The organism is Candidatus Krumholzibacteriota bacterium (genome assembly GCA_016932415.1).
Lineage (GTDB): Bacteria > Krumholzibacteriota > Krumholzibacteriia > Krumholzibacteriales > Krumholzibacteriaceae > Krumholzibacterium.
In genome coordinates this window covers 44,715-70,383 of the sequence record JAFGCX010000029.1, presented here as the reverse complement: position 1 = coordinate 70,383, position 25,669 = coordinate 44,715, and the positions used below count along the sequence as shown (strand labels likewise).

Genomic DNA, 25,669 nt, shown 5'->3' with positions numbered 1-25,669 from the left:
CCTTTGTCCTTACTCAAGGACTGGTTTTTAATTCAAACCGAGGATACGCTCATTTTTCTTCATCCACAACTTTTGATAATATCTCCCGCCGGGCCCGGGCGTCCCCCTAGATCGACCTTACTGTGACGCCACCATTGGTGGTCCTTATATTGATATATCCATCGCCATCGCCGATGGATCCCTCGATCCTCGACCTCTTGATCCTTCTAACGCGGTTCAGTTCGAAATCGGTCCTGATCTTGCCGTTTAGCGTCTTGATATCGAGCTCGGCCCCGGCATCTTCGGGAAGCTCGAGCTTCACCGAGCCGTTCACCGATTTGATCGAAAGCTCTGCTCCCGAATCGAACTGTTCTATCGCGCAGTCGATCCCTCCGTTGACCGTTCCGAGAGTCCCCTCCCCGCCGAGAGAATGAAGGCCGATACCGCCATTGACCGTTTTCAGCAGGAAAGTACCCTTCACCGATCTCGAGGCGACCCTGCCATTGACGGACCTCAACTCAACGTCCGTTCTTTTGGGGACCCTGACGCGATATCTTATCGCGATCGACGGGCCTGAACTGCCGAGGAGCCCGAAGAGGCCCTCTTTTTTCAGCTTTGGCAGATCCGCCTCGATCCTGAGAAGGCCGCGTTCATGTTCGACGTCGAATTCGATCTTTCTTAATATCTTTTTCGCCTTATCCTTGCTCGCCGCCTTGATCCTGATCTCCGCGACGACCTCGATCCTGTCGCCGCCATACCCCTCGACATCTATGCTCCCGTTAACGTTCTGCAGAATGAAAAGAGCGCCTTCTTCCACTTCGTAATTCTTTTCCCAGATCTCGGTAAGCCTGTAGGCGGAAAGAGTCGAAGGGACAAATACAGTCAATATCAGCAGAATATAAATCCATCTCGATCTCATCACAGCCTCCTCCGTTTATGAATAATCCCGGGCTTATGTATAATATGACGTTAAAAGGGCCAGGTTTGTTGCAAATAATCTTCAGACGCCGATCGTCATCCCGTCAAAGGCTGTCGATATGTCACCTTTATATCTTGTTTTAACAGTGTCGATTGGATCGCTCACTTCATAATATGGATAAAGATGGATAAGGATGAGGCGTTCTGCCGAAGCCTCCGCCGCGAGGCGCCCCGCGGCTGATGGGGTCATATGCCCCGCCACAGGGATAGAATCGGGAAAAGAGCATTCGGCGATGAGAAGATCCGCTCCCTGGGCAAGCCTGACGAGCCGTTCGTTATACGCTGTGTCGCCGGTATATACGATCGATCTTCCGTTCGAGTCCGCTCTGTACGAAAGGGCTGGAGCGCTTGCGTGATCGGCCAGAGCGGCAGTGACCTCTACGCCGCCGAAAACAGCCTCGTCGCCGTCAGAGAGCTCTGTGACCTCGATCCTCGCCGCCGCCGGCAGCGATGGATAGGGGACGCTCAGCCGCTGGAGAAAATCACCGGTCCCTTCCGGGCCGATGATCTCCAATCTTTCCGGAATACCGGCAGACCTGTCGTTTTTAAGCGCCGAAAGATAATGAACGATCCCGAGCGTATGGTCTGGATGGAAATGGGTGAGGAATATCTTCGAGACCGAGCTGTACGGTATATTGTTTTCGGCAAGGGCATCCATCGCGCCCGGCCCGCAGTCGAAAAGGAACTTCTCCCCCCCCGATTCTACCATGAGAGTCGTCGCTCTCTTTCCCCGGACCGGCATGATCGTGCCTGAACCAAGGATTGTCACCCTGAAAGAATCCATATCCCTTTCCCTTTTGAAAGCGTCACACCGCTGAAGGGAGGTGAAAACACCGACGCTGCCGACAGAAGATTAAGAGAGAAGCGCTTGCCGTGTCAAAGTGAATATTCGCCAGGCGGGATCAGACAAGATTGAGTATCTCGCTCGCCGAGGTGATATCTTTCATTATATCTTTCTGGAATTCCTCGATGAACCCGATATTGATATCGAAAAGCTCGAAGACGTGATCTGAATATTCGCCTTTCATGAAATCACCGGGGAACCCGTACGGAATATTGCGGACGAGCGCGTCGGCGATTTGGACGACCGCGGTCTCCATCAGGACCTCGTCATCGACTTCGCTGAGCTCTTTGTGGTGCGATCCGATGATCGACCTGAGATCGTTGGAAAACTGCCAGTACCGGGCAAAGACCTCGCCCACCTTCGCGTGATCGAACGAAAAGACATCCCTTTCCGCCAGGTGGATATAGTTTTTTTCGACCGCTGCAAGCGATATCGCTTCGGCATATTGATTCGGGTAGAGAATATTCAGAACGAATTTTCCTATGTCGTGAAGTACCCCCGCGCAGAAACAGAGTTCGCTGTCGACGCCCGGGACCTTTTTCGCGAAAGCCCTCGCGACGACGCCGACCGACGCGCTGTGGCGCCAGAATTCCTTGAGAGGGAAATACTTGTTCGTGCTCTTGAGTTTTTTGAGCACGGAGGTGACGGAGACGGTTATCACCAGGTTCTTGATCGTCTCGAACCCGACATTGACTATGGCGCTCGAGACGTTGTTCACTTTCTGCGGGATGTGATAGAAAGGGGAATTTGCCAGACGAAGGATCTTCGCGCTCAGCGACTGGTCGAGAGAGATCACTTTTTCGAGATCTTTCGATGATGAGTCGGCCGATTCGAGAAGCATCCATATCTTCATCAACGTATTCGGCAGTGTAGGCAGGTCGGACATCCTGCTTACAACCTTTTCCATCGAAACGACGGATAATTCTTTCGCTTCCGGGTTACCTGGATCGATCACTACCATCTGATATGTCCTGCTCTTTCCTTCCCCTGGTCATTCCTTCTATAAAAATACCGATCTTTCCTGCTGAAGGATCATCTTTACCGAATCCTCCAGCATGATCAGTTCTTCATTTTTTATCCCCAGCCTGATCGCCGAGATCTCGGCGGAAAGATCGAGGTCAGGTTCCCTGATAAATCCGACACCAAGCTTGTGGCACATCTTGTTGGCGAGATCGATGTAGAATACAAGCTGCCTGTTCGGTCCGAGTTCCGATGTTACCGAATGGTGAGACTGTACAGCCTCTTCGAACTCTTCGGAGAATTTCCATTTTTTCATAAGAAGCGCTCCGACCTCGGCGTGCGTGAATCCGAGAATAGCCTCTTCCACTTCGCTGAAATGCCTGCCCGTGTTGTAGACTTCCTCTACGATCTGGTTGAAGTCGTCGTTGAGCTTCTGGAGGATTACGAGCTTGCCGATATCGTGAAGCAGTCCGGCCATGAAAGCGTTTTCCACGTGGGAAGAATTGACGTGCTGCGCGATCATCCTCGAAGCTATCGCGGCGGCGACGGAGTGTTCCCACATCAGTTTATCCTTCAGGCCCAGTATCTTGCCCCGCTTGGCGAAATTATGCAGATTCTTGGTCGCGCTCATGATGGCGAGAGTCCTTATGGAATTGAATCCAAGCATAACGATGGCGTCCGTCAGTGTTTCGATCCTTCTGCTCACCGCGTACAGCGCCGAATTGGCTATTTTGAGTATATGGCTCGAAAGACCCTGGTCCTTCGATATTATCTCCTGGAGGGTCTCGGCGTTCGTTGACGGTTTGTTGACTACTTCCATGACCTTCCTCGCGACATAAGGCATCGGAGGAAGATCTCCGGTAAGCATTATCAACTTGTTTATCGAGACATTCTGAGTCATCACTACTCCATAATCTTTTTCAGGTCTCCGATAACGGGAACGATCCGAACGGCGCGCAGCCCGGGCTCCCTGCGGCACAGCGTTTTTATCTATCCTCCGACGTGCATATACAACCGGACCAGTTCATTGTCAATTTTGAGCTTTCCGGCGATGCCGCTTTCATCGACTCCCAGGTCCTTCAGATCGTTTATCCTTGATGCGATATCCCTCGCGTCATGCATCGTCTCCGACAGCCCGGCCATCGTAATGATCCCTGATCCCCTGTCGATCAGTTCGCCGCAACCTTCGAGACAGAGATTGACCGAATCATCGATCCTGTCCATGACCGAACCGAGCCTCGATACCAGGCTCGATATCTCGGTGCATGTCTCGCGGGCGACAGAAAGGTACGCCCCCGGGATCGGCCTGTTCACTTCGAACTCCTCGAAAGACTCCACCACGGCGATCGCCGGCGCGGTCCTGACCTTTCTCCTTTTAAGGGCGGCAAGGCCGGGAACGATCGATAAGATCAGGGCGATGAGCCCCGAGATCACGAGCGCGTAACTAAATGACAGACTTTCAATAAATTGCATGTTCATCTCCATTTTATTTTACTTCGTCCATTCTGCCCTTTGACTTGAGCAATGAATTCCATCTTTTCGCCCGAAAAAAGCATTTTTCCGACCCGCTTCTCACGCTCTCCTGTCGATCAGGTGCTCGTCATCCTTGTCGATCTTGCTTTTTTTCTTTTTCGCCCTGTCCCTTTCTCCGTCGTCCTCTTTTTTCCGTTCCTTCCAGGATTTTCCCGGAGGGACGACGACCAGGGGCGGGGTCACCCCGTCGATTCTCTCAGACATGATCGATCACTTCCGCCGTCGATGCCGGGCCTTCTTCACATCCCCGCGCCGCCAGTCCTCAAGGCCCGATCATCCGGTCACAGGTCATAATCAAGATGCTTCTTCCTCTTCACCCTTCAGCTTCTTTCCCGGAAAGCCGGGAACATACGACATCGCGGTATTCCACAGGACATTCAGCACGACGCCGAGAAAATAAAACCCGATAAAAGTCAGAGCTGTCCTTTTTATAAAGAGCATCACGGGAGCATTCTGGAATATGCTTACGATCCCCGCGGCCAGGGCGGCTCCCGTTGCTATCGTTTTCAGAAACATCTTCATATCTTCTTGTCACTTCTATATAAGTACCGGTTCTTCTTCCTCGATCGAAGAATACGTTGAATCTTCTTTCTTCGGCTTATCCTCTTCACCAGTATCTTCGGACGAACCGGTCTTTTTATTAACTGAAATATCTCTTTCTTCCTCCCTTACGCTTCTTTTACAGCTTTTAACGAGGTCCAAAAGCCTTTTCCTCGTCGCTATATCGAATCCCCTGTCAAAATCGGGGGATTCGTTGATGAAGGAGAAAGGACGCAGCGCTGTCGCTATAAGATCTATAAATGCCGCTTTCTCAAGGGACAGGTCGAGTTTCGTCAGAACGCAGAAATCGCAACCGAGGCGGTCAAAGACCTCCACTTCCTGCCTTAGAAAACTCGCCCGCTTGCTTATGTCAAAAACGTAGTGCCTGTTGACGAAATCGAATTCCGAGATAAAAGAGGCGAATCTCTCCGTTCGCAGTTCGCTTACCGTGGCGACGCATGGGGTATCGACCAGTACGACCGTTTCCTCGTCCATACTGTCCAGGGTCTCTCGAAGGCCCTGCAGGTCATGAACGGGATACGTCCCGATAGCCAGCGTCTTCCCCACGACTTCAAGCCTTTTTACCTCGCCTCCGTGCCTTGGAAAGAGCGTTATTATCGAGACGTCTTTTCCAAGATCAACGAGCTTCGCGGCGAGTTTGATGATTATCGAAGTCTTGCCGCTTCCACCGGTTCCGAAAAAATAATGGATACCGGACATATCGGCGCAGCTTCGCTCCTCGGCGACGCGAAGATGTCGTTCGAGATGCTCGAAAGCGGAACCTTCCGGATCGCGCCCTTTCTTCCCCGTCCTGCTGAAAGAATCGGCGATCATCTCGACTGTCCGCGGCGATACTCCTCCGCCGCTGAGAAGGTCGAATATCGGGTAGGTGGAGTGCCCTTCAAGCATCCCGCGTATCTTTCCCTCGATCCTGTTGATCGATATCTCGAGTTTTTCAAGCCTCTCGATCTGTTTTTCCAGTCTGGCCGCTGCCTCGCTCCTGCTGAGAAGTTCTTCCTTCGGCTTGATATCGCTCCTCGCGTAGAGGCCGGCGTCATCTTCCGCGGCGACCGTCACCTCGAAGATCCTGTCAATCCCAAGGCCGCCTTCCTTTTTTCCCCGGCGCTCCCTCGTATTGACTATCAGTACGTCGGGGCCGAACTGATCTTTTGCCTTTTTCATCGCGTTCTCAAGCGACCTGTCCTGTATGGTGCAGGTTTTCTGACTCATTGAAAATCACCATCCCTATTGACCGGACCTGTATATCCCTCGCGATCTCTGAATAGGCGAGGGTCACCAGGAACGGGAACGTCGGTTCCACGAATCTGTGAAATGCCAACCGTATTAATGATGAACAGAGGATGACCGGCTGCAGCCCGTTGGCGCTGCATCTGTCGATCTGTTCGCGTAATGACACGAGGACTTTCTTAGTGAATTCCGGATCAAGGCTGAGCATCTTCGTCTCGACTGAGGCTTCGACAGCCCGCCCGAAGATATCCTCGATATCGGGATGAACGGCGATTACGGGAAGGTTTCCCTCGCTGTCGAGATACTTGTTAAGTATCGAGCGGCCCAGGGCTTCCCTTATCCTCTCCGATATGTAATCGATGTTTCTTGTCTGCGGGATATAATAGGCGATCGTCTCGAGTACGGTGATCATATCCTTGATAGATACCCTCTCGCGCAGAAGATTTGACATTATCTGCTGGAGAAAAGCGTACGTTATCTGATCGGGGAACAGGTCTTCGACGACCGCTGGCGCGTATTTTCTCACCTTTTCCACCAGGTCGCGCACATCCTGGCGCGTCATTATCTCGTCGGCATACCTGTTTATTATCTCGTTGAGGTGCGTAGCTATCACGGCGCTCGGTTCGACTACCGTGTAACCTACCGCCTCGGCCCTGTCGACATCCTCTTTCTTGATCCACAACGCAGGCATGTTGAAGGCCGGTTCCCTCGTCTCCATACCCTCGATACTGTCATCGACAGGCCCCGATTTGATGGCGAGAGACCTGTCGACCTGGATAAGCCCAGTGGCTATATCGACGCCCTTGAGCTTGATCCTGTACTGATTCTGTTTCAGCTGCAGATTATCCCGGATCCTTATCGGAGAGATGTGCAGGCCGAGGTCGACCGCCGCCTGTTTTCTTATATTGGTCACGCGCTTGAGGAAATCGCCCCCCTGCTCCTCGTTGACCAGCGGGATAAGACCATAACCTATCTCTATCTCAAGCCTGTCGACGTAATAGAGATCGTCCTGTTCGGCGGGATCAAGGTCCTCGACAGGCTGGTCATCGGCAGTTTCATCGACCGGGACGGCTTTTTTCCGTCTCAGAACGGTGTAGATGCCGAAGAAAAAGAGTGAAAGCGCGAGGAATGGGACTTTCGGAAGTCCGGGAACGATCCCGAGACCGAGCAGAGTGATCGCTACTATCAGCATCACCTTCGGGTATCCGAATACCTGGGATGAGATATCTTTTCCGAAATCCTGCTTGCTCGCGGCCCTCGTCACGATCATGCCGGCTCCCGTCGAGACGATAAGGGCCGGGATCTGCGTGACAAGGCCGTCACCGACGGTCAGCATCGTATATGTCATCGCCGCTTCACCGGCGCTCATGTTACGTTGAACGACTCCGATGACGAGTCCTCCGATGATATTGATCAGGGTGATGATGATCCCAGCTATCGCGTCTCCTCGAACGAACTTGCTTGAACCGTCCATCGCTCCGTAAAAGTCCGCCTCGTTGGCGATCTTCTCCCTGCGTGTCCTCGCTTCATCCTCGCTGATCAGGCCGGAGTTGAGATCCGCGTCGATGCTCATCTGTTTTCCCGGCATGGCATCAAGGGTGAAGCGCGCGGCCACTTCGGCTATCCTTCCGGAACCCTTGGTGATGACGACGAACTGGATGACTACGATGATCAGGAAGATCACCAGGCCGATCACGTAATTTCCCTGTACCACGAATGTCCCGAACGATGAGATCACTTCCCCCGCGTAACCCTGCGAAAGGATAAGCCTTGTCGAGGCGACGTTAAGAGCCAGACGAAAGAGGGTGACCATCAGAAGGACCGACGGAAAGACTGAGAATTCGAGTGGTTCCTTCACATATATGGTCACGAGAAGGATGATCAGCCCGAAAGTTATATTGAAGGTGAGCAGAATATCGAGCAGCATCGGATGGACCGGCAACACCATCAGGCCTATGATACCGATAATACCGAACGCGTTGAGGATATTCGAACCCATCGTCAATTTTTCGAGGATCGTGTTCTTTAAAATATTGTCGTCAGCCACTTCATGATCCTTTCAGTCTCTCGCGGCATCGATGCCGTCATCGTTTCCTGTTCCTGAGGCTGTATACATAAGCGAGTATCTCCGCTACCGCTTTATAGAGATGGACCGGGACGAGCCCTCCCACCTTGCATGATTTATACAACGCGCGCGCGAGAGGTTTGTTCTCGATCACAGGCACCTTGAATTCCCTCGCGATCTTCTTTATCCTGTCAGCCAGTATCTTCTGCCCCTTCGCCACGACTTTAGGAGCGTTAAGCCCGGGGGAATATTTCATCGCGACGGCCAGCGAGGTCGGGTTTGTCACGACGACGTCAGCGGTCTTCACATCCTCCATCATCCGCCTTCTTGCCATCTCTCTCTGGATCCCCCTGATCCTCTCCTTTACAAGCGGATCTCCCTCTGTCTCCTTCAACTCGTCGCGGAGTTCCTTGAGCGTCATCTTGATCGATTTTTCATGCTGCCATCTCTGGAAGGCGTAGTCGAAGCCAGCGACTATTATCATTACGAGCAGGGCCCGGATCACCACGCCAAGGCCTACTTTCAGGTATACGCCGACAAGATCAGGCTGTGTGGAACCTGAAAGGGCGATTATCTCTCCCACCGAGGGCTTCAGGACCTTGTAGGCGACCAGGGCGATCACTCCTATCTTGATGATGTTCTTCAGCGCCTCGAATACTGTTTTCCATGAGAATATCTTCTTGAATCCTTCCAGCGGATTTATCCTCTCGAACTTCGGAGCCAGAGCGGTGGATGAGAAATGGAATCCGACCTGGCTGAGATTGGCAAACAGGCCGGCCAGGATGATCCCGATAAAGAAGGGGGCGACAATCGGCACGTACGAATAGAGAGTCTCGGCGGCAAGCATGGTGATATTTCCTGCTTCTATGCTCGCCGGTGAAGTGTTGAACGAACGGATGAATAACTTCTCGATCGCCAGGATCACATAGTTGTGGAATCCGAGGATGAGCATCGCGCCGGTAGTGAGGATCACAAGGGAATTCACTTCCTGGCTTCTCGCCACCTGGCCTTTTTCACGCGCCGATTTTCTACGTTTAGGAGTAGGATCCTCAGTCCGTTCAGCGCCATCTGAATTCTCTGCCACCTGCTCACCTCCTCTCTATCCCGCTCCGAGGACCTTCGCGAGGTCCATCGGGATCCTTTTGAACATCTCGATCAGGGCTCTCGCGACATATGGCGTCGAAACGACCATTCCGAAAAGCCCGACGAGAAGTTTCAGCGGAAAACCAACGATAAATATGTTCATCTGGGGAACGGTCCTCGCGATCACTCCGAGAGTGGTACTGACCAGAAGCAGCAGGACGATCATCGAAGCAGCCAGCCTGACGGCGATGACGAATACCTGCCCGGAAAAAGAGATGAATTCCCCGAGGCTGCCGGCAGGTATGCCGCTTCCTCCCAGTGGAAAATAGATGTATGAATCGACTATCCCCTCTATCAGCATGTGATGCCCGTCTATGGAGAGAAAAAGAACTACGGCGAACATATAGTAAAACTGCGAAAGCACGGAAATATCGGTCCCGGCCTGCGGATCGATCACGTTTGCCAGGCCCAGGCCCATCTGCGTGCTGATGACCTGCCCCCAGAGCATGACGGCGTAAAAAATAAATCCCGTCGTCAATCCGATCACCAGTCCTATGACGACTTCTCTTATCGCCGATAGAAAGAGCCCCGCCGCCGTGATCGACATTCCTGCAGCTGGAGCCTTGAGAAAAAAGGAGACGAGCACGGCAAGAACGACGGAAAAAGCGATCTTCCATTGATCGGGAAGAAACCTCGCCCCGAAAAGCGGCATGATATAGATTACCGTCGAGACCCTTACAAGGACCATCAGGAACCAGATAATGGATTCAGGATCGAAACTGATGTCCAGCAAAATCGGTCCTCCTATAATGCCGCGATCCGGCTGAAGATCTGCGCCGTGAACGAGATCAGGGTCCTGAGCATCCACGGCATGAAGATCACGATAGCCAGCGAGACTGCGAGAATCTTCGGAACGAAGACCAGAGTCATCTCGTTGATCTGAGTCACCGCCTGGAATATACCGATCACCAGTCCGACGATAAGGCCAAAGAGGAGCATCGGCGAAGCTACAAGCACCGTTATGTACAATGCGTATCTTCCGATATCTATAACAGCGTCAGCCGTCATGACGTACCACCTACCCTGTAAAACCCGCTACCAGCGACTGGACAAGCAGGTGCCATCCGTCGACCAGTACGAAAAGAAGTATCTTGAAAGGCAGCGAGATCATGACGGGGGGAAGCATGAGCATACCCATCGACATGAGAACGCTGGCAACTACCATGTCTATTACGAGGAAGGGCAGATAAATCAGAAAACCTATCTGGAACGCGATCCTCAGCTCGCTTATAACGAAGGCGGGGATAAGCACTGAAGCGGAGAGCGTCTCGGGCGTCACCGGCTCGGTCTTACCGTGGAATTTCAGGAATATCCCGATATCCTTCTCTCTCGCGTGCAGGAGCATGAAATCCCTGACCGGTTCGAAACCTTTTTGCAGCGCTTCCTGACGCGTGATCGTCTCTGCCAGGTAAGGTTGAAGCGCCTTTTCATTTACATCGGTAATGACCGGCATCATGATTATGATCGTCAGAAAAAGAGCGAGACTTATCAGAAGCTGCGCCGGGGGCATCTGCTGCGTCCCCAACGCCTGCCTGATGAAACTGAAAACGACGACTATCCTGGTGAACGACGTCATCATCACGAGAATAGCGGGAGCAAGCGACAGTACGGTCAGTCCAAGGACGATCTCGATCGGGAGGCTCAGCCTTTTCGATCCTTCCGCACCGGCGCTCGACGGATCGAGCAGCCCGGGAAGCACCGTCCCACCGGCGCTCTGGCCCGCGGGCGTACCCTGGGCGACCGCCGTAAGGGCCGTTGACATGACGATCAACCCCGCGATCAGTATTACCAGTGTTCCATTTTTCAATTCGCGCCTCTTTCTGATCGATGCGTCCGCCGGAAAATACGATGACGGAGCATCCCGAGTGGGAAATGGTTTCCATTAAAAGAGGGCAATAGATATGCCACGGAGGAAAGGAGGAAAATAGTGCGCGAATTCGGGCAGATATTTCCCGGTTCCATATCGTTATTTTTTTAAAGGTGTTATGATAGGTTTATCACCGGTTTCTGGCAATTGATTCCCGATCTGTCTCCCGGCCGGTGGGGCGGCCGGGAAGGACCCCGGCGGCCGCGGTAAAATATTCAACCAGTGGATGATCCTCTTGCAACATCCTGCTTCGCCGAGAAATCCTGGAGATGTTTTATGAACGATTTGACTTTGGATGGCTTTTCGATCTCTTCTATCTCCGATGGTTCGAATTCATCTATTCTGGATATCTGCTGGGGAGTTATACCGAGCAGCAGGACCTTGCCCGCCACTTCGACGAGGCAGAGCCTGCTCCTCTGTCCCATCGGATATGATCCGACCATGCTTATCGATCCCGCTACCCTGCCGCTCCCCTTGAAGAAGAGCTTTTTCAGCATGAAGATCGACGCGTAAATAAGCATCGCCACGATCAGACAGGCGATCAGTATCCTTCCCGCGCTGGGAAGGATCGAATCGGTTTCAGCGGCGCCGATATCTCCGGCGATCGATAAAAGAACGATCATCAATGACAATACGAGTCCGGTCCTGACAAACATGATTATACCTTTCTATATCCGGCCTATCAGCTGGGTTATCCTGACCGCGAAATTACCCTCTACCACCGTCACTTCTCCCCTGGCGAAAAGTTTCCTGTTGAGAAAGAGGTCGACATTGTCGCCCGCTTTCCTGTCAAGATCTATCACCATTCCCGGATTCAGGCTCATTATTTCCTCTATCGATCTTGTCGTTCTTCCCAGCTCGACCCTGAGCGTCACGTTCACGTCCATAAGCAGATCGATATTGTCGTCGGTCCTCGCCGGACGATTCACGGGGCGTTGCACGTCGGCGACGTGGAATTCCTCGAGCGCGTCTTCGGTGGTGACATTATTCTTTTCCAGTTCGTTTATCACAGTCGATATCGATTCATCGACGGCACCGGCTTCGCTGTCTATCAGATCGCTTCCAGACTGTGCGGGCGGGTAATCGCCTTTTCCGCCCTCCGCGGCGCCGGTTGCTTCAGACATTTCACCGGCCGCGTCCCCCGCCGCCCTGGCGCTGGCCTCTTCGGACGCGTCGGCGCCGTTCATGGCTCCGGCCTTCTCATTTTCCTTCTGCGTCGTCACTGCTTCCTCCTTCATTATTCACTGATGTAAGTCTTACCGCTTTCTTTCCGCTTACATGGCCGGGGATACCCTTGAATTTCCTTATACCCTCGACTATGATATCGACGGGTTCCCTGACGTTGTTATCGAGTATGATCAGGTCGCCCTTTTTAAGATTTTTCGCTTCGTAAAGGCTCAATTCCGTCTTTCCTATCTCAACGCTTAAATCGAGTGATACTTTTCTCAGCGCGTTCTTCAAAAAATTCCTGTCCTGCTGTTTCTCGGCCGGAGTCCTCTCGGGGATCTCATCGACCGGATCGAACATATCTATAACAGACTCGAACGCCGAAACGGGGATACAGAATGTGATCTCTCCCGTGAAGGAACCCATGTTTATATCAAAATGCAGGGCGATCACCCGCTCACTTCCGGCGCATATATTTACGAATTCAGGATTGTTCTCTATCCTTGAGACGCTCGGCTCGAGTTTTATGAACCTGTCTCCCCCGATTCTCAGGTCATCCAGAAGCCTTTTCATGATCCTCTGCGCCACATTTGACTCGATCTCGGTAAATTCGCGCTCTTCCCCGAGCGGCTCACCCCTTCCACCCATCAGCTTGTCTACGAGCGAGAAGACGATCGATGGATCTATCTTCATCACGCTCTGCCCTCTCAGCGGGGAAAGGTTCACGATTCCCAGGCAGGAGAGCATCTTCGTCATCCCTATGAATTCCTGGAAGAGCAGGTGGCTCGATCCACGGGGTGTGACAGTAATGGTACCGCGGAAATATGTCGAAAGCGTCATCGATGCCGCTTTTGAGAATCCATCGCTCAGAGTGGCCAGATTATTGATGAAACCCCTCGAAAGAGAGTGTGGTTTCGAAAAATCGTACGGTACCGCCCTGGCAGCTGATCCGAAGTCGAACGATTCGAGATCGATATATCCGCTCTTTATCGAATCGATCAGCTGATCCGCACTCTCCTGTGTAAGCACCTCTACCACGATCACTCCTCTACTGGATCACGAAATCCGAAAAATACAACTGGATAAGATCTCCGGACAGCAAAGAGGCGTTTATCCGCCTTGTCAATTCCGCCTTCAGCAGGTTCCGGTCCTCGAGCGAATCGATATCGCTGACGCTTTTCCCCGAGATCATGGCGATAACATCGTCCCTGAGCTGGGGAGTCCTCTCGGTGACCTCCGCCTTCACGTCGCTGTCGGGGACCTCAAGTCCTATCGTGACCTTCAGGAAGAAGAGCTTGTCCTTTTCCTTCAGGTTTATCACGATGTCGCTCATCAGAATGATCTCGCCTCTCGGGTCGGAATCCTCCACGACCTTCTCGACCTTCGGTTCGACATCAGTCGCTTCCGCCTGCTTGGGGGCAAGCATCTTTATCATCATGAAAGCTATTGCCGCCTGGAACACGATTATTATGGCGACCATGATCATAGGATTTCCGAGTAATGGTTTTTTCACCTTCTCCGGAGCTTTCTCTTCAGTCTTTTCCTCGTCACCCATTTTTATCCCTCCTGAATGGAAAAATGCCTGATATCCTGCTTTTTCAATTCCTTCTTATAGTCAACAAATATCTCGACACGCCTGTTCTGGCTCCTGTGTTCTTCAGTATCGTTTTCAACGAGCGGGCTGTATTCACCTCTGCCGATCGCGGTGAATTTCTTCCCGGGGATCCCGAACCTGTTGAGATATTTCAATACCTTCACAGCTCTTTCAGCGGAAAGCTCCCAGTTTGAAGGGAATTTCTCCGTATGGATCGGTACGTTGTCGGTGTGTCCCTCTATTCTTATATCGGCATCGAACTCAAGCAGGATATCGGCTACCCTCGCGAGAAGTTCAAGCCCCGATTCGTTCATCTCCGCCTCACCCGATGAAAAGAGCAGCGTATTTTCCATTCTTATCAGCATTCCCTCATCAGTCTCGACGATCTCGATCGATTCCTCAAGCCCTTCATCAATCACGTACGACTTGAAATCATCGAACTCTTTGACTATCCTCTTTACCTCTTCCTGGTACTTGCCGCTGAGATTCGGATTTTCAAGTTCCATTATCGAAGAATCAAATTTCATGACTCCAAGCGCTCCGAGCAGCGATCCCATCGCCTGTTTAAACTTCGATTCAGACATCGACGACATGCTTACAAGCATGACGAAGAAACATAGAAGCAGAGACATAAGGTCTCCGTACGTCACCATCCATGCCGGCGCTCCTCCATCTCCTCCACTGTCAGACTTTTTCTTCCTTCTCATTCCTTGTCGTCATCCTTCTCCATGCCAAGCCTGTCTTTCGGGGAGATGAACGATTTTAATTTCTCTCCGACGACTCTCGGAGTATCGCCCGACTTAATAGCCATTATCCCTTCGACGATCAGTTCCATCCTCTGGACCTCGCTCGTCGATCTGCTCTTGAGTTTTTCCGCCAGGGGAAGGCAGAAAAGGTTCGCCGCCAGGGCGCCGTAAAAAGTAGTCAGCAGAGCGACCGCCATGCCCGGACCGATCTTGCTCGGGTCGTTCATCTGGCTGAGCATCTGGACCAACCCGACAAGCGTCCCTATCATTCCAAAGGCGGGGAAAAAGGTCGCCATCGTCTTGAAGAGGCCCTGTCCTTCTTCATGCCGCGCTTCGACGGCGTTGATCTCGTTTGCCATTATCGTATTGAGCAGTTCCGATTCAGTCCCGTCTACTGCCAGCATGAGCCCCTTCTTCAGGAACTGGTCCTCTTCATTCTCAGCTTCCTCTTCGAGCGATAGCATCCCTTCTTTTCTCGCCTTCTCGGCGTACTTTATGATCACTCCTATCGACTCCGACAGGGATTTATCCTTGTGGAAAATAGTCTTCAGGGTGATGCTCGTCACTTTCATCATCGTCTTGAGAGGGAAACTTATTAGCGTGGCGGACAAGGCGCCGCCCACCGTCGTCAACAGCGACGGGACGTTGACGAACCCGGCGGCATTCCCTCCCATAATGATCGAGAATGCCACCAGTCCGAACCCGACCAGAAGGCCTATAATAGTCGCCAGATCCACTTCAGTCCCCTGTATCCTCTATATAACCCATTGTCAACTCTCGTTCCGGTCATGCCTGTTGTGATCGATTTTCTGTTCACCTGCAGGAATGGCGTACATCGGAAATCTGCTTCTGTATTCCATTACAAGATTCAACACTTCTTCCAGCTTCTCCCTTACCATCATCTTCCTGCCTGTCGTGAAGCTCAGGATCGTATCGGGGGTCTCCTCGATACTTTCGATAAGATCGGAGTTAATTATTATCTGTCTTCCGTCGAGTCTTGTAAGCTTGATCATCCTTCATCCTATTTCTTCAGATTGACAAGTTCTGTCAGCATCTGGTCGCCAACCGAAATGATCCTAGCGTTCGCCTGGAACCCTCTCTGCGCGATTATCATCTCGGTAAATTCGCCGGCGAGGTCGACGTTGGACATCTCCAGCTCACCGGGAGTTATCATCCCGCGAGCGTTCGTTCCCGCGAAGACAAGGTTCGGCATCCCGCTGTTCGGGCTTGCTATGAACATATTCTCTCCGACCCTGTTCAATCCGCTAGGATTGTTGAAATCTCCCATCGCGATCTGCGCGAGGTCCCTGTTCGTCCCGTTGGAGAACTGCCCGTTGATCACTCCGTTCCGGTCTATCGAGACTGTCTCGAGCGTCCCCATAGCCATCCCGTCCATATCGTTCATTCTTCCCGAGAAACTGGCATTGAACTGCGAGAGGCTCGATGTCGCTCCGATCTCTCCGGGATCGATCGTTATGGCGAGGTTTTCCGCCTCATTATGCAGATCGATCAGGATTCCTTCGGCCGTTCCGCTTATCGAGAAGGAGGAAAGAAGGCCGTCGGACGTGAATCTCGCGATGCCTGAACCGCCGGAGAGGATCTCGCCCACTCCATCTATCGCCGCGTCCCAGTTCCACGCGTTCTCGCCGTCGATCTTCGTAAAGGTAAGGGTAAGAGTGTGCGTCGTTCCGAGGGAATCGTAGATCATCGAAGTCATGTCGAACGATCCGCCGTCGGAAGCGTTCTGGATCGAGGAAAAAGAAAAGGCCGGCAGGTTTTCTCCCGCCGAAGAGATATCTATATTACTGATCTCCCTGTCAGAACCGACGTCGCCGGTGATGATCATCCTGCCCAGGTCATCTATCTCCACGCTGCCGAATGTGATCCTGAAAGATTCGTCGATCATCGCGGCGAGGTCACCAAGCGTTGTCACGCCTGGAACGAATTCGAGAGTGGATGAATCGATCTTGGTCGCTCCAAGGTCTCCGCCGATAGTCAGGTCGCCGCTTATCCCGACCGGAAGTCCGCCGGAATAGAGGTTCTCGAGAAGGTCATCCGAGGTCGCCGGAGCCCTGAGAGCGTCATTTGTAGTTCCGGTCTCACCGGCGAGGATCAGATCGTCATTCAGAAAAGCGTTGTTGAAAACGGTGTTCCCGCTGACCTGCAAAGAGAGGTTAGCGATCTGGTCTGTATTGGCCGTGACCTCGATCTGACCGTTCGCGTTCAGATCGACGGTGATTCCGGCATCCTCCGCCCCGAGAAACGCCTGGAGGCTGTCAAGGAGATCCTGTATCGAACTTCCCCGATCGATAGTGAATGATGTCTCGATATGGGTGCCTCCGACATCGGCCGAGATCATTATCTCCTCTCCTTCGCGAAGCCCCACCCTTGTCCCTGATTCATTGTAGAGTGACATCAGGAGATCGGAAGCCTGGGATGCCGCCATGAACGGTTCGCTCCTCGTTATCGTGCAGAGGGAATCCGATTCGACCGGCAGGTTCCCTGTCAGCCTGATCTCGCTCGTCGCCCTTGCCGGTACGATCATCGAAGTCGGGATCGCTATATCCTCGATCCCTTGTCCCTGCTGGATCACGCCGTAATCGTTGGCCAGGATCCCCTGGAGTTTGTACCCGTTCCCGGGATTTACCATGAAACCGCTGCCATCGAGAGTGAATGCCCCGCCCCTGGTGTAATGCTGCGTGTATCCATCGCTGAGGATGAAGAAACCGTCTCCTTCGATCGCGAGATCGGTCATGATCCCGGTGATCTGCATATTGCCCTGGGAAAAATCGGTGTCTATGCTTCCGACAGAGGAGCCGAGACCGATCTGCTGGGGGTTCGTTCCACCGATACCGTCGCTGGGCCTGGAGGCGCCGCTTATAGTCTGGGTCAACATCTCCCGGAACGTGACCCTGCTCGCCTTGAACCCAAGCGTGTTGATGTTGGCAATATTATTGCCTATCACGTCGAGCTTGAGCTGATGGTTCGTCAGCCCCGTCACTCCGGCGAATAATGATCTCAGCATTTTACTGTCTCCTTCCTTGACTGCCGGTTTCCGCCCGGCATCCTGTCCTTTTACTCGGAAATCTCGATTACCTGCGCCAGGTTGTACTCATGCCCCCCCACTGTAAGATAGGCGTTGCCGTCATAGAACTTCAGCGAGGTGACCCGGCCGTTAAGGAACGGCAGGGCCATTGCCTGAACTCCATCCTCTCCGGTGAATTCTATGCTGAGATAGAACTCGCCGTCTGATACGTCGTTTCCCTGATTGTCCTTCGCGTCCCATTCGATATCGATAAACCCTTTCTCCGTGACATCGACGTTGAGCGTGCGCACTGTCTCTCCATTTGAATCCGTGATCGTCACAAAAGCCGTCCCTGCCTTGTCGGTATAGAAACCGCTCCCCATCGACTCTCCTCCGGTGACATCGACGACATTGCTCTGGAGAATGACGTTTCGTCCGATAAGAGTCGTGGAAAGGGCGTTGTTCATCGATTGCGAGAGCATAAGCTCCGAATCGACCGACGCGTTGATATTCTCAAGCTTTTCCAGTGAACTGAACTGGGTCATCTGGGCTATGAACTCATTATTATCCAGAGGTTCCATCGGGTCCTGATGACTCAACTGGGCAGTAAGCAGTTTGAGGAAGTCGTCCTTGCCGAGGATATCATTATTTACTTCCGTTAAATGCTGGATATTCGAACTGGCGCCTCTGATAATCACGATATTCCTCCTTATACAAGGATATTTATTCCATTTTCATTCATCTGCCCGCGGTGATCCTGACGCGGCGATTTCCGCGCGGTCTCCTCACGGATTACGACATCTTCTTCCTGGAATAACGATCGGCCACCGTGCCCCGGATCCTCGACAGAGACGTCGAGGTTCTCCAGGACGTACCCTTCCTGCGAAATCGCTTCGCTAAGACGCGCCGTATCGCTATTGATAATATTCTTGACCGAAAGTGAATCGACTATTATCTCCGCTTCCACTTTCTTTCCATCCATCCTGACCTTTATCTTCATCTCCCCGAGTTCGGGCGGATCGAGACGGATACTGATCTCGCTTGAGCCTCCCGCGGGGCCGAGATGGACGATCTGTTCAACGATCCCGCTCTGAGCGACGGAAATTACCTGCGCGACCTGGACAGGCAGATGGACCTTCCCGGCGGCCGATTTTGCCGAAGAGAGTTGCGCCGCGCTGATATCATGCCGGTCTATTATCAGATTGTCGCTACGCTCGCGATTCCCGGCCGCTTCATCGGTCTTCACCGTTATTTCTTTTATTTCCCTCACGTCATTGCCAGCCGGCCTGTTTTCCTTTTCGGCATCGATATTCTTAAGAGAGGCGGCCTGCCCGGCCGTGGATACAGCATCCTGCCCTATCGCGCGAGGTGCCGCGGCCACGACATTTTTGACCTGCTTTTTGATCCTGCTCTCCTCTGCCGCGTTCTTTCGGTCCCTTATACCGGAAAGTTCTTCCGCACGAGGCGCCTGCCGCATGGCAGCTTCGAATATATACCTTTGCTCCAGGCCAGCCGTATCCGTTTTCGGAGTATTATGATCGAGATGTCTCTGGCCGGATTCCTTCGCGCCAGGTAAGGCGATCTTCATTCCAGCAGTCTCATCCGCCTCATCCATCGTGCGGGATGAGCCCGGCGGCAGATCCTGTTTTTCTGTTTCTACATTTCGCGAAGTATCACCCGTCAGCATCTCACGCCTCCTGCTTACCGGAATGGAAGGAGCAGTTTTCAGAGCTGACCTGTCATCGCGGACTGTCCGGGCAGCCTGTTTATCGACGGAGGCGGGATTTTTAATCACGCCTGGCCGGCGATCGAGAGCCTCCACTGTCACTGATTCAGCAACGCGGATCCCAGGGATATCCACCGCCCTCTCCGCCGGAGGGGTTAAAAGAGCGGTGGCTTCATTATCTTCCCGGCAAATCTTTTTCTCATCGACATGAGATGGGAGTTTTCCATCGATGATACCTTCCGGCACGGAGCGCTTTCGCGCGTCCTGCTCTTTTTTGAGACTGCCGGCAGAGAGGTTTCTCAGCTTCGATGAACCAGCGGCAAGGGGAGTGAGAAGATCGATAAATCCACCCGATCCGAATAGGCTTTTGCCGTTTTGCCGGGCGGTCGGGGCGAAAAGACCGGCCTTCTTGCCTGAAGCCTGTCCTTTGATCGATATTGGCTGATTTACAATGTTCATATCGTCGTATTCTTTCCCATCCTCCGGCTGATCTCGGCAGAGATCGACGGAGGGAGCGCCGCCATGAGTTTTGCCGCTTTTTTATCCTTCATGTTCGTTATGATCTTCTCGAGAAGATCGAGTTTCAGCGCCGCCGCTATCGGCGCGGCACTTTCCGCTTTCATCGAATCGTAGAGCTTGGCCAGCCTGGTGATCTTCTCCTGATCGCTTTCATCGAGTTTTCCATATGCTGTCTCTATCCTGGAAAGGTAATCCTGAAGCTCGTTTCTCATCTCCACGATGATCCTCTTCTCCATCTCCAGGTCATTCTGAAGAGAGAGTATCTTCGCCTTTTCCCTCTCCATGTTGATTTTCTGTGCTTCAAGCGCTTCAAGTTGAGTCTTGGCGATCGACACTTTTTCCGATTCGGTGACTATTTCCGCTTCGATCGGGTTGGGAGCGAATTTTAGAAATCCCATCGAATAGAGTGCGCCCATCGAGATCAGAACGAAGCTGAGGGCTGATATTGCGATTATGTCTTTCATTTTTACCTCGATGATGAGATATATCTCCGGCTTTCCGGAGCTTCTTTATACAATCTTTCAGGTGAGAATGACCGCAAGTGATATGCCACGGGGCTGTTATAGATACCGCTGAATATCGATTGATGTAACCGGATTATTTTAAAAATAGTTAAAGTCGCGGGGATCTTCTGCCGATAAGATATTGATAGGCCGTTCTGGCGGTCCTGAGGAAATTTTTACCCCCGGGGCGGGACGATTATTTCCTCTTTTTTTGTGGCATGTCATTTGTTTTTTTCATTCAGGTGGATGTGCACCAGGGCAAGATCATCCGATGTTTTCTGCTCTTTTTCTTCAGTATGCTTTCTGAAAGCCTTCATATTCTCGTCAACCACCTTTTCCCATATCCTGTGTGTAGTCGAAGCTTGAACGACTTCCACCCGCCGTTCCCTTTCCGTTTTCTCCGACACCTCGAGATTTTTCTGCCTTCTTCTGATGTTGTCTCTTAGAAACCTCGTTTCGCCTTCGAATCTCTCCAGGCTGGAGCGATCGATAGCGCCTGTGAGCCGCGCGGCGCACCTGCTGTTATATTCGTCCCTGGACGATCTGGCCGAATCAAGATCGCTCTCCCTTCGGAGCCTGTCCCTGGAAGCTTTCTGCAGATCGACGACCTTTAAAGTCTTCTTCTGCTCGAAGTACCTCGTTATCTTCTGAAGTTTAATCACTCTTTTTTTCATCTTACGCCTTCACCTGGTCGACGATCGACGAAAGAAGCGATTCAGCCTGTTCAAAGACGACCCTCTCTCCCATATCCTGGCGGAAATATTCATTCAACTTCCCGTTCATCTCCATGGCACTGTCTATTGCCGGATTGCTCCCCTTCTCATACGCGCCTATATTTATCAGGTCTTCAGCTTCCCTGTAGTCTGCAAACCATTTAAGGACCTTGTCCCTCCTCTTTTTCTGGTCCTCTGCCAGAAATACGGGAGCGAGTCTCGATATGCTCTCGAGGATATCTATCGCCGGGAAATGATTTGTATTGGCCAGGCGCCTGGAGAGGACTATATGTCCGTCGAGTATCGCCCTGATGGCGTCGGTCAGGGGATCGGCGCTGATGTCGTCCCCTTCGACAAGGACAGTATAAAAACCGGTTATGCTTCCCGTGGAGCCGTTTCCCGCCCTCTCGAGCAGGGCTGGTAGCCTGGCGAATACCGACGGGGTATATCCCCTTGCCGTGGGAGGTTCACCGACGGCAAGCCCTATCTCTCTCTGGGCCATCGCGTACCTGGTAACCGAATCCATCATGAAAAGCACATTCTTGCCCTGGTCGCGGAAGTACTCGGCGATCGCCATAGCCGTCTCCGCCCCCTTCACCCTCATCACGGGACTCCGGTCGGAAGTGACGGCGACGATTACCGATTTTTTAAGCCCTTCCTCCCCAAGGATATTCTCCACAAATTCCCTGACCTCGCGGCCTCTCTCACCTATCAGCGCTATCACGTTGACATCGCTGACGGCGTTGCGGCATATCATTCCCAGGAGGACGCTTTTCCCGACCCCACTCCCGGAGAATATTCCCATTCTCTGGCCCATGCCGCAGGGATGGATCGAATCGATCGCCTTGATACCTGTCTCGATCATATGGTTTATCGGTTTTCTTTCCAGCGGGGAGGGGGCGAGATTATCAAGAGACCTCCATTCTCCCGTCGAGATCTCTCCCTTTCCATCTACAGGTTCCCCGAGAGCGCCGATCACCCGTCCGAGAAGCGATTCACCGACCGGTATGCTCACCGGTTTGCTTCCAGGGTGGACTATGCTTCCCGCGCCTATTCCCTTCACCTGGCTGAACGGCATCAACAGGAGCCTGTTATCCCTGAAACCGACTACCTCGGCTATCAGATCCTCATCCCTGGCCCTCGTCTCTATCCTGCAGATATCGCCGACCGAGGCGCGGACTCCCACTGCCTCGACTACAAGCCCGACCATGGCGGCGACCCGTCCTGTCGATTGTATCGGTTCAGCCCTCTCAAGCGCCTGTTGAAGCCGGTTCCATCTCGCTTCTATCTGATTTTCCATGTTCACTCCGCAGGACTTCGGATAGCTGTTCGATCTGTCCTGAGATCGTCGCTCGCAGAGTCCCTCCCTCTGTCTCAATTATGCATCCTCCGCGTTCGATCTCCGGGTCCTCCTCGATGATGGTCTTTTCGAATATCGAGTGGAGAGTCTGATCGATCCCAAAAAGCTCCGATATCAGCCGGATATCTGAATGATTCAATTTAAGTTTTATAATTGTTTCTCTGTCTATTAGTTTCAGGCATGACTTAATGTGTTTTCCAAGCGTTTCGACGGTTTCTGCCGCCACTTCGCGCCTGATGACCTTTTCCGCGATCCCGACGGCGAGCCGGAGCAGCTCTCTCTCGTAGACGTTCTGGAAAGAATGTATCACGGCGGCGGCATTATCGACAAGCTCTCTCACTTCCCGCATCGACTGCTCTTTCCACACCCTCGCCTCTTCAAGACCCTTCTGGTATCCCTTGACATACGAAGCGGCCACGCACCTGTTCAAATGCTCTCCCGCGCACCGTTCATCCCTCCCCGGATCTGCCAGTCCATAAACCGACCTGTCACCCATCCCCGGCAGCAGTTCGAATTCACCATCTCCAAAGCCGGCATTGTACTGCCGGGCGCTCTGTTTGAAAGGCATCCTGCCCCTTTTCAGCCGATTATTCGACGATCACTGAAGTGGTTCCGCCTCTACCGGCGATTACTATCCTGCCTTCTCCCTCGAGGTTCCTGACAACGTCGGCGACACGCTGCTGCATCGCTTCGACCTCGACCAGCCTCATCGGCCCGAGATACTCGATCTCTTCCTTGAGCCCCTCGGCAGCCCTCTTCGACATATTGGAAAAGATCATATCCTTGATAACATCGCTTGACGCTTTCAGGGCTATCGCCAGTTCCTTGCTTTCGACTTCCTTGAGGACTTCCTGGATGCTCCTGTTATCGAGAAGCTCGATGTCCTTGAAGACGAACATGTTGTTCTTTACTTCCTGGGCGACATCGGGATCGATATCTTCGACCCCTTCGAGGATGTCCTGCCACAGCTCCGAATCTATCTCGTTGAGAGCGTCAGCGACAGACTTCGTCCCCCCGACCGACCCCCTGACTTGCTCGAATTCACTTGAGATATGTTTCGCAAGTACTTCTTCTATAGACTTTAACATCTCAGGATTCGGTTTATCCATGGTAGCGATACGGTATGCCACGTCAGACTGGATATCGGGAGAGAGTTTAGCCAGGACAGGTCCCGTCAGGGCGGGATCAAGGTTGGCAAGGACAAGGGCTATCGTCTGGACATGTTCGTTCTTGAGGAAATTCGCCAGGGTCAGCGGTTCGACCTTTCGAAGCATCTCGAACGAACTCCCCTCTCCAAAACCCATCACCCTGTTGAGCATCCTCTCCGTCTTTGTATCACCGAGAGCCTTTCTCAGCACATTCTCGGCAAAGCTCAACCCTCCCTGGGAGATATACCCCCTCAGGCTCATCATCTCGTAGAACTCCTCGAGAACCTTCTGTTTTTCCTCGGCGGTCACAGTCCCCGTCTGGGCGATCTCGGCGCTGAGCGCTTCGATATTATAGTCGGAGAGTTTCTTGAATATCTTGCTCGATACCTCTTCGCCGAGAGAGATAAGCAGTATCGCCGATTTTCTTAAGCCTGATATATCATCGGCAACTCTTTTTGCTTTCTGCGCCATCATCCGTTCCATTCTGTTTAGTCTTCAGCCATCCAGGTCTGAACCAGCTTGGCGACCTGCTCGGGATCATTACCTGAAATATCTCTCGTCCTCTCTTCCAGGGAGGCTTCATTCGACATCGGAGGGACCATCGCGCCCGATCCCGCTCCTCCCCGTACCACCGGTCCGGCCCTGAACGGGCTGAACCCATTGCTCTGCGTGAAAAGCTGCCCTACATGCTTTCTGAAGAGAAGAAACAGGAATACGAGGATCGCCATGACCGCGAGCTTGCCTACCAGCCCGGGAAGCCATTCAACCAGTGGCGTCTCGAAAGAGGTCGCCGGGTAATCGCCCGAATGAAACTGCAGGTTGACGATATTGATCACGTCGTTCCTCGTTTCGTCGAACCCCACCGCTCCCTTGACGATTCCCTCGAGTTCGTTCAGTTCATCCTCGGTAAGAGGTATATACTCGCCTCTCTGGCCTCCCTCTCCCTCTGCGTAATGGCCGTCCACCGTCACAGCCACGGTCAGATGGTCTATCCCTCCGCCGCTGTTGCCGATCGTCTCGACGGTCCTGTTTATATCGTAATTCGTCGTCGAATTCTCACTCCTCGATCCGTCGACGGTGTTGCTTTCTTCCGAGGAGTTCTCGCTTCTCACCACCGTCTGCGGATCGAATACCTCGCGGGTCGTCTCGATCGCCCTGAAATCGAGCTTCGCGTTGACCCTGACGACCGCTTTCCCGGAACCGAGGACAGTTTCGAGCATCTCTTCGGCCTTGCCGGCCAGGTAGCTCTCTATAGTCCTTTTTACCTCTATCTGGGAATTTATCATCCCCGCTCCGCTGTCGTCAGCGGAGCTCGAAAGGATATTGCCCGACTGGTCTATGATCGTGATCTTTCCGGCGTGAAGACCCTCGACGCTGTTCGCGACGAGATTTGTTATCCCGAGGATCTGCGATTTGCTAAGTTTCTGGGCCCGCTTCAATCTTACAACCACCGAGGCTGTCGCCTCCCTGCCCTTGTCCTTGAATATGCTCTCTTTTGGAAAGACGAGGTGCACCCTCGCCTTGTCGACAACGGTCAGCCCCCCTATCGTCTTGGAAAGCTCTCCTTCAAGCGCCCTCTTTAGATTAATATTCTGAACGAAATCGGTAACGCCGAGTTCCTGCTCGTCGAAGAGCTCCATCCCTGGAAGATCGGCCGGCATGATCCCGGAAGAGGCAAGGCTTACTCGAAGTTCAGCGACATTATCGGCCGCGACGAGGACCGTGGTCCCACCGCGCGTGACCTTGTATTCGACGCCTCTCTGTTCGAGTTCCTGCGTCACTTCTCCCGCGCTTGTCAGGTCGAGTTCGGTGAAAAGCACCGAGTACCCCGGCTCTCTTATCCAGATGGAAAAGACTATCAGACTCACTACCACCGCCAGGACAATGCCCGAAACGATGATCTTCTGACTGAAGCCGAAACTGTCCCAGGCTCCCTGCAGTCTTCCCAGTGTCTCATCCATTCCTGCCAATTTTCTCTCCCTCTTGTCGACGAACCTGTCGTCATCCACTT

Annotated in this window: 29 protein-coding genes; all 29 read right to left on the bottom strand. The window is 52.7% G+C overall.

Translation table 11 applies throughout. The features are described from left to right. Positions 1–106: 106 nt before the first annotated feature. Entirely contained in the window at positions 107–898 is a 792-nt protein-coding gene (locus tag JW814_10425) for a DUF4097 family beta strand repeat protein (GenBank protein MBN2071860.1), read from the bottom strand. 81 nt (positions 899–979) lie between these two features. Beyond that, a complete protein-coding gene (locus tag JW814_10420; protein MBN2071859.1) occupies positions 980–1,741 on the bottom strand; it encodes an MBL fold metallo-hydrolase in 762 nt (253 codons plus the stop codon). A 118-nt stretch (positions 1,742–1,859) separates the two neighbouring features. Then, positions 1,860–2,762 (bottom strand): HDOD domain-containing protein, encoded by a 903-nt coding sequence (locus JW814_10415; GenBank protein MBN2071858.1) that lies wholly within the window; start codon positions 2,760–2,762, stop codon positions 1,860–1,862. Positions 2,763–2,801: 39 nt separating this feature from the next. After that, positions 2,802–3,662 (bottom strand): HDOD domain-containing protein, encoded by an 861-nt coding sequence (locus JW814_10410; GenBank protein ID MBN2071857.1) that lies wholly within the window; start codon positions 3,660–3,662, stop codon positions 2,802–2,804. 89 nt (positions 3,663–3,751) lie between these two features. Then, positions 3,752–4,234, bottom strand: coding sequence for a hypothetical protein (locus JW814_10405; protein MBN2071856.1), 483 nt, complete (start codon positions 4,232–4,234; stop codon positions 3,752–3,754). A gap of 99 nt (positions 4,235–4,333) precedes the next feature. Beyond that, a complete protein-coding gene (locus JW814_10400; protein MBN2071855.1) occupies positions 4,334–4,498 on the bottom strand; it encodes a hypothetical protein in 165 nt (54 codons plus the stop codon). A 90-nt stretch (positions 4,499–4,588) separates the two neighbouring features. Next, positions 4,589–4,810, bottom strand: coding sequence for a hypothetical protein (locus JW814_10395; GenBank protein MBN2071854.1), 222 nt, complete (start codon positions 4,808–4,810; stop codon positions 4,589–4,591). A 21-nt stretch (positions 4,811–4,831) separates the two neighbouring features. Next, on the bottom strand, positions 4,832–6,064 hold the full coding sequence (locus tag JW814_10390) for a hypothetical protein (protein MBN2071853.1): 1,233 nt from the start codon (positions 6,062–6,064) through the stop codon (positions 4,832–4,834). Then, on the bottom strand, positions 6,024–8,081 hold the full coding sequence (flhA, locus tag JW814_10385) for a flagellar biosynthesis protein FlhA (protein MBN2071852.1): 2,058 nt from the start codon (positions 8,079–8,081) through the stop codon (positions 6,024–6,026). The genes JW814_10390 and flhA overlap by 41 nt, the downstream gene beginning before the upstream one ends. 85 nt (positions 8,082–8,166) lie before the next feature. Further along, entirely contained in the window at positions 8,167–9,231 is a 1,065-nt protein-coding gene (gene flhB / locus JW814_10380; protein ID MBN2071851.1) for a flagellar biosynthesis protein FlhB, read from the bottom strand. Between the two features lie 15 nt (positions 9,232–9,246). Continuing rightward, a complete protein-coding gene (gene fliR / locus JW814_10375) occupies positions 9,247–10,023 on the bottom strand; it encodes a flagellar biosynthetic protein FliR (protein MBN2071850.1) in 777 nt (258 codons plus the stop codon). An 11-nt stretch (positions 10,024–10,034) separates the two neighbouring features. Further along, a complete protein-coding gene (gene fliQ / locus JW814_10370) occupies positions 10,035–10,298 on the bottom strand; it encodes a flagellar biosynthesis protein FliQ (GenBank protein MBN2071849.1) in 264 nt (87 codons plus the stop codon). Positions 10,299–10,308: 10 nt separating this feature from the next. After that, entirely contained in the window at positions 10,309–11,052 is a 744-nt protein-coding gene (gene fliP, locus JW814_10365; protein MBN2071848.1) for a flagellar type III secretion system pore protein FliP, read from the bottom strand. Between the two features lie 320 nt (positions 11,053–11,372). Continuing rightward, the gene (gene fliO, locus JW814_10360) at positions 11,373–11,813 is read right to left on the bottom strand and encodes a flagellar biosynthetic protein FliO (protein MBN2071847.1); all 441 of its coding nucleotides are present in this window, start codon (positions 11,811–11,813) and stop codon (positions 11,373–11,375) included. Between the two features lie 12 nt (positions 11,814–11,825). Continuing rightward, positions 11,826–12,380 (bottom strand): flagellar motor switch protein FliN, encoded by a 555-nt coding sequence (gene fliN, locus JW814_10355; protein ID MBN2071846.1) that lies wholly within the window; start codon positions 12,378–12,380, stop codon positions 11,826–11,828. Continuing rightward, positions 12,358–13,362, bottom strand: coding sequence for a flagellar motor switch protein FliM (gene fliM / locus JW814_10350; GenBank protein MBN2071845.1), 1,005 nt, complete (start codon positions 13,360–13,362; stop codon positions 12,358–12,360). Before fliM ends, fliN begins: the two co-directional genes overlap by 23 nt. A gap of 10 nt (positions 13,363–13,372) precedes the next feature. Continuing rightward, positions 13,373–13,879, bottom strand: coding sequence for a flagellar basal body-associated FliL family protein (locus JW814_10345; GenBank protein ID MBN2071844.1), 507 nt, complete (start codon positions 13,877–13,879; stop codon positions 13,373–13,375). Positions 13,880–13,881: 2 nt separating this feature from the next. Then, the gene (locus JW814_10340) at positions 13,882–14,625 is read right to left on the bottom strand and encodes a flagellar motor protein MotB (protein ID MBN2071843.1); all 744 of its coding nucleotides are present in this window, start codon (positions 14,623–14,625) and stop codon (positions 13,882–13,884) included. Then, on the bottom strand, positions 14,622–15,401 hold the full coding sequence (locus JW814_10335) for a motility protein A (protein ID MBN2071842.1): 780 nt from the start codon (positions 15,399–15,401) through the stop codon (positions 14,622–14,624). The genes JW814_10340 and JW814_10335 overlap by 4 nt, the downstream gene beginning before the upstream one ends. A gap of 33 nt (positions 15,402–15,434) precedes the next feature. Further along, positions 15,435–15,677 carry a flagellar FlbD family protein gene (locus JW814_10330; GenBank protein ID MBN2071841.1) on the bottom strand — a complete coding sequence of 81 codons (243 nt, stop codon included), beginning with the start codon at positions 15,675–15,677 and terminating at the stop codon, positions 15,435–15,437. Positions 15,678–15,685: 8 nt separating this feature from the next. Next, positions 15,686–17,689 (bottom strand): flagellar hook-basal body complex protein, encoded by a 2,004-nt coding sequence (locus tag JW814_10325; protein MBN2071840.1) that lies wholly within the window; start codon positions 17,687–17,689, stop codon positions 15,686–15,688. Between the two features lie 50 nt (positions 17,690–17,739). Next, positions 17,740–18,387, bottom strand: coding sequence for a hypothetical protein (locus tag JW814_10320; GenBank protein MBN2071839.1), 648 nt, complete (start codon positions 18,385–18,387; stop codon positions 17,740–17,742). Positions 18,388–18,398: 11 nt separating this feature from the next. Continuing rightward, positions 18,399–19,874 (bottom strand): flagellar hook-length control protein FliK, encoded by a 1,476-nt coding sequence (locus JW814_10315; protein MBN2071838.1) that lies wholly within the window; start codon positions 19,872–19,874, stop codon positions 18,399–18,401. Further along, positions 19,871–20,398, bottom strand: a complete 528-nt coding sequence (locus tag JW814_10310) for a hypothetical protein (protein ID MBN2071837.1) — start codon at positions 20,396–20,398, stop codon at positions 19,871–19,873. Before JW814_10310 ends, JW814_10315 begins: the two co-directional genes overlap by 4 nt. A 260-nt stretch (positions 20,399–20,658) precedes the next feature. Then, positions 20,659–21,111: a flagellar FliJ family protein gene (locus JW814_10305; GenBank protein MBN2071836.1), complete on the bottom strand. Its 453-nt coding sequence runs from the start codon at positions 21,109–21,111 to the stop codon at positions 20,659–20,661. A 1-nt stretch (position 21,112) separates the two neighbouring features. Further along, complete coding sequence (locus JW814_10300) at positions 21,113–22,450, bottom strand: FliI/YscN family ATPase (GenBank protein ID MBN2071835.1); 1,338 nt, start codon at positions 22,448–22,450, stop codon at positions 21,113–21,115. Then, entirely contained in the window at positions 22,401–23,078 is a 678-nt protein-coding gene (locus JW814_10295) for a hypothetical protein (GenBank protein ID MBN2071834.1), read from the bottom strand. Before JW814_10295 ends, JW814_10300 begins: the two co-directional genes overlap by 50 nt. A gap of 19 nt (positions 23,079–23,097) precedes the next feature. After that, complete coding sequence (gene fliG, locus JW814_10290; protein ID MBN2071833.1) at positions 23,098–24,141, bottom strand: flagellar motor switch protein FliG; 1,044 nt, start codon at positions 24,139–24,141, stop codon at positions 23,098–23,100. Positions 24,142–24,146: 5 nt separating this feature from the next. Beyond that, positions 24,147–25,667 carry a flagellar M-ring protein FliF gene (gene fliF, locus JW814_10285; protein ID MBN2071832.1) on the bottom strand — a complete coding sequence of 507 codons (1,521 nt, stop codon included), beginning with the start codon at positions 25,665–25,667 and terminating at the stop codon, positions 24,147–24,149. Positions 25,668–25,669 lie beyond the last annotated feature (2 nt).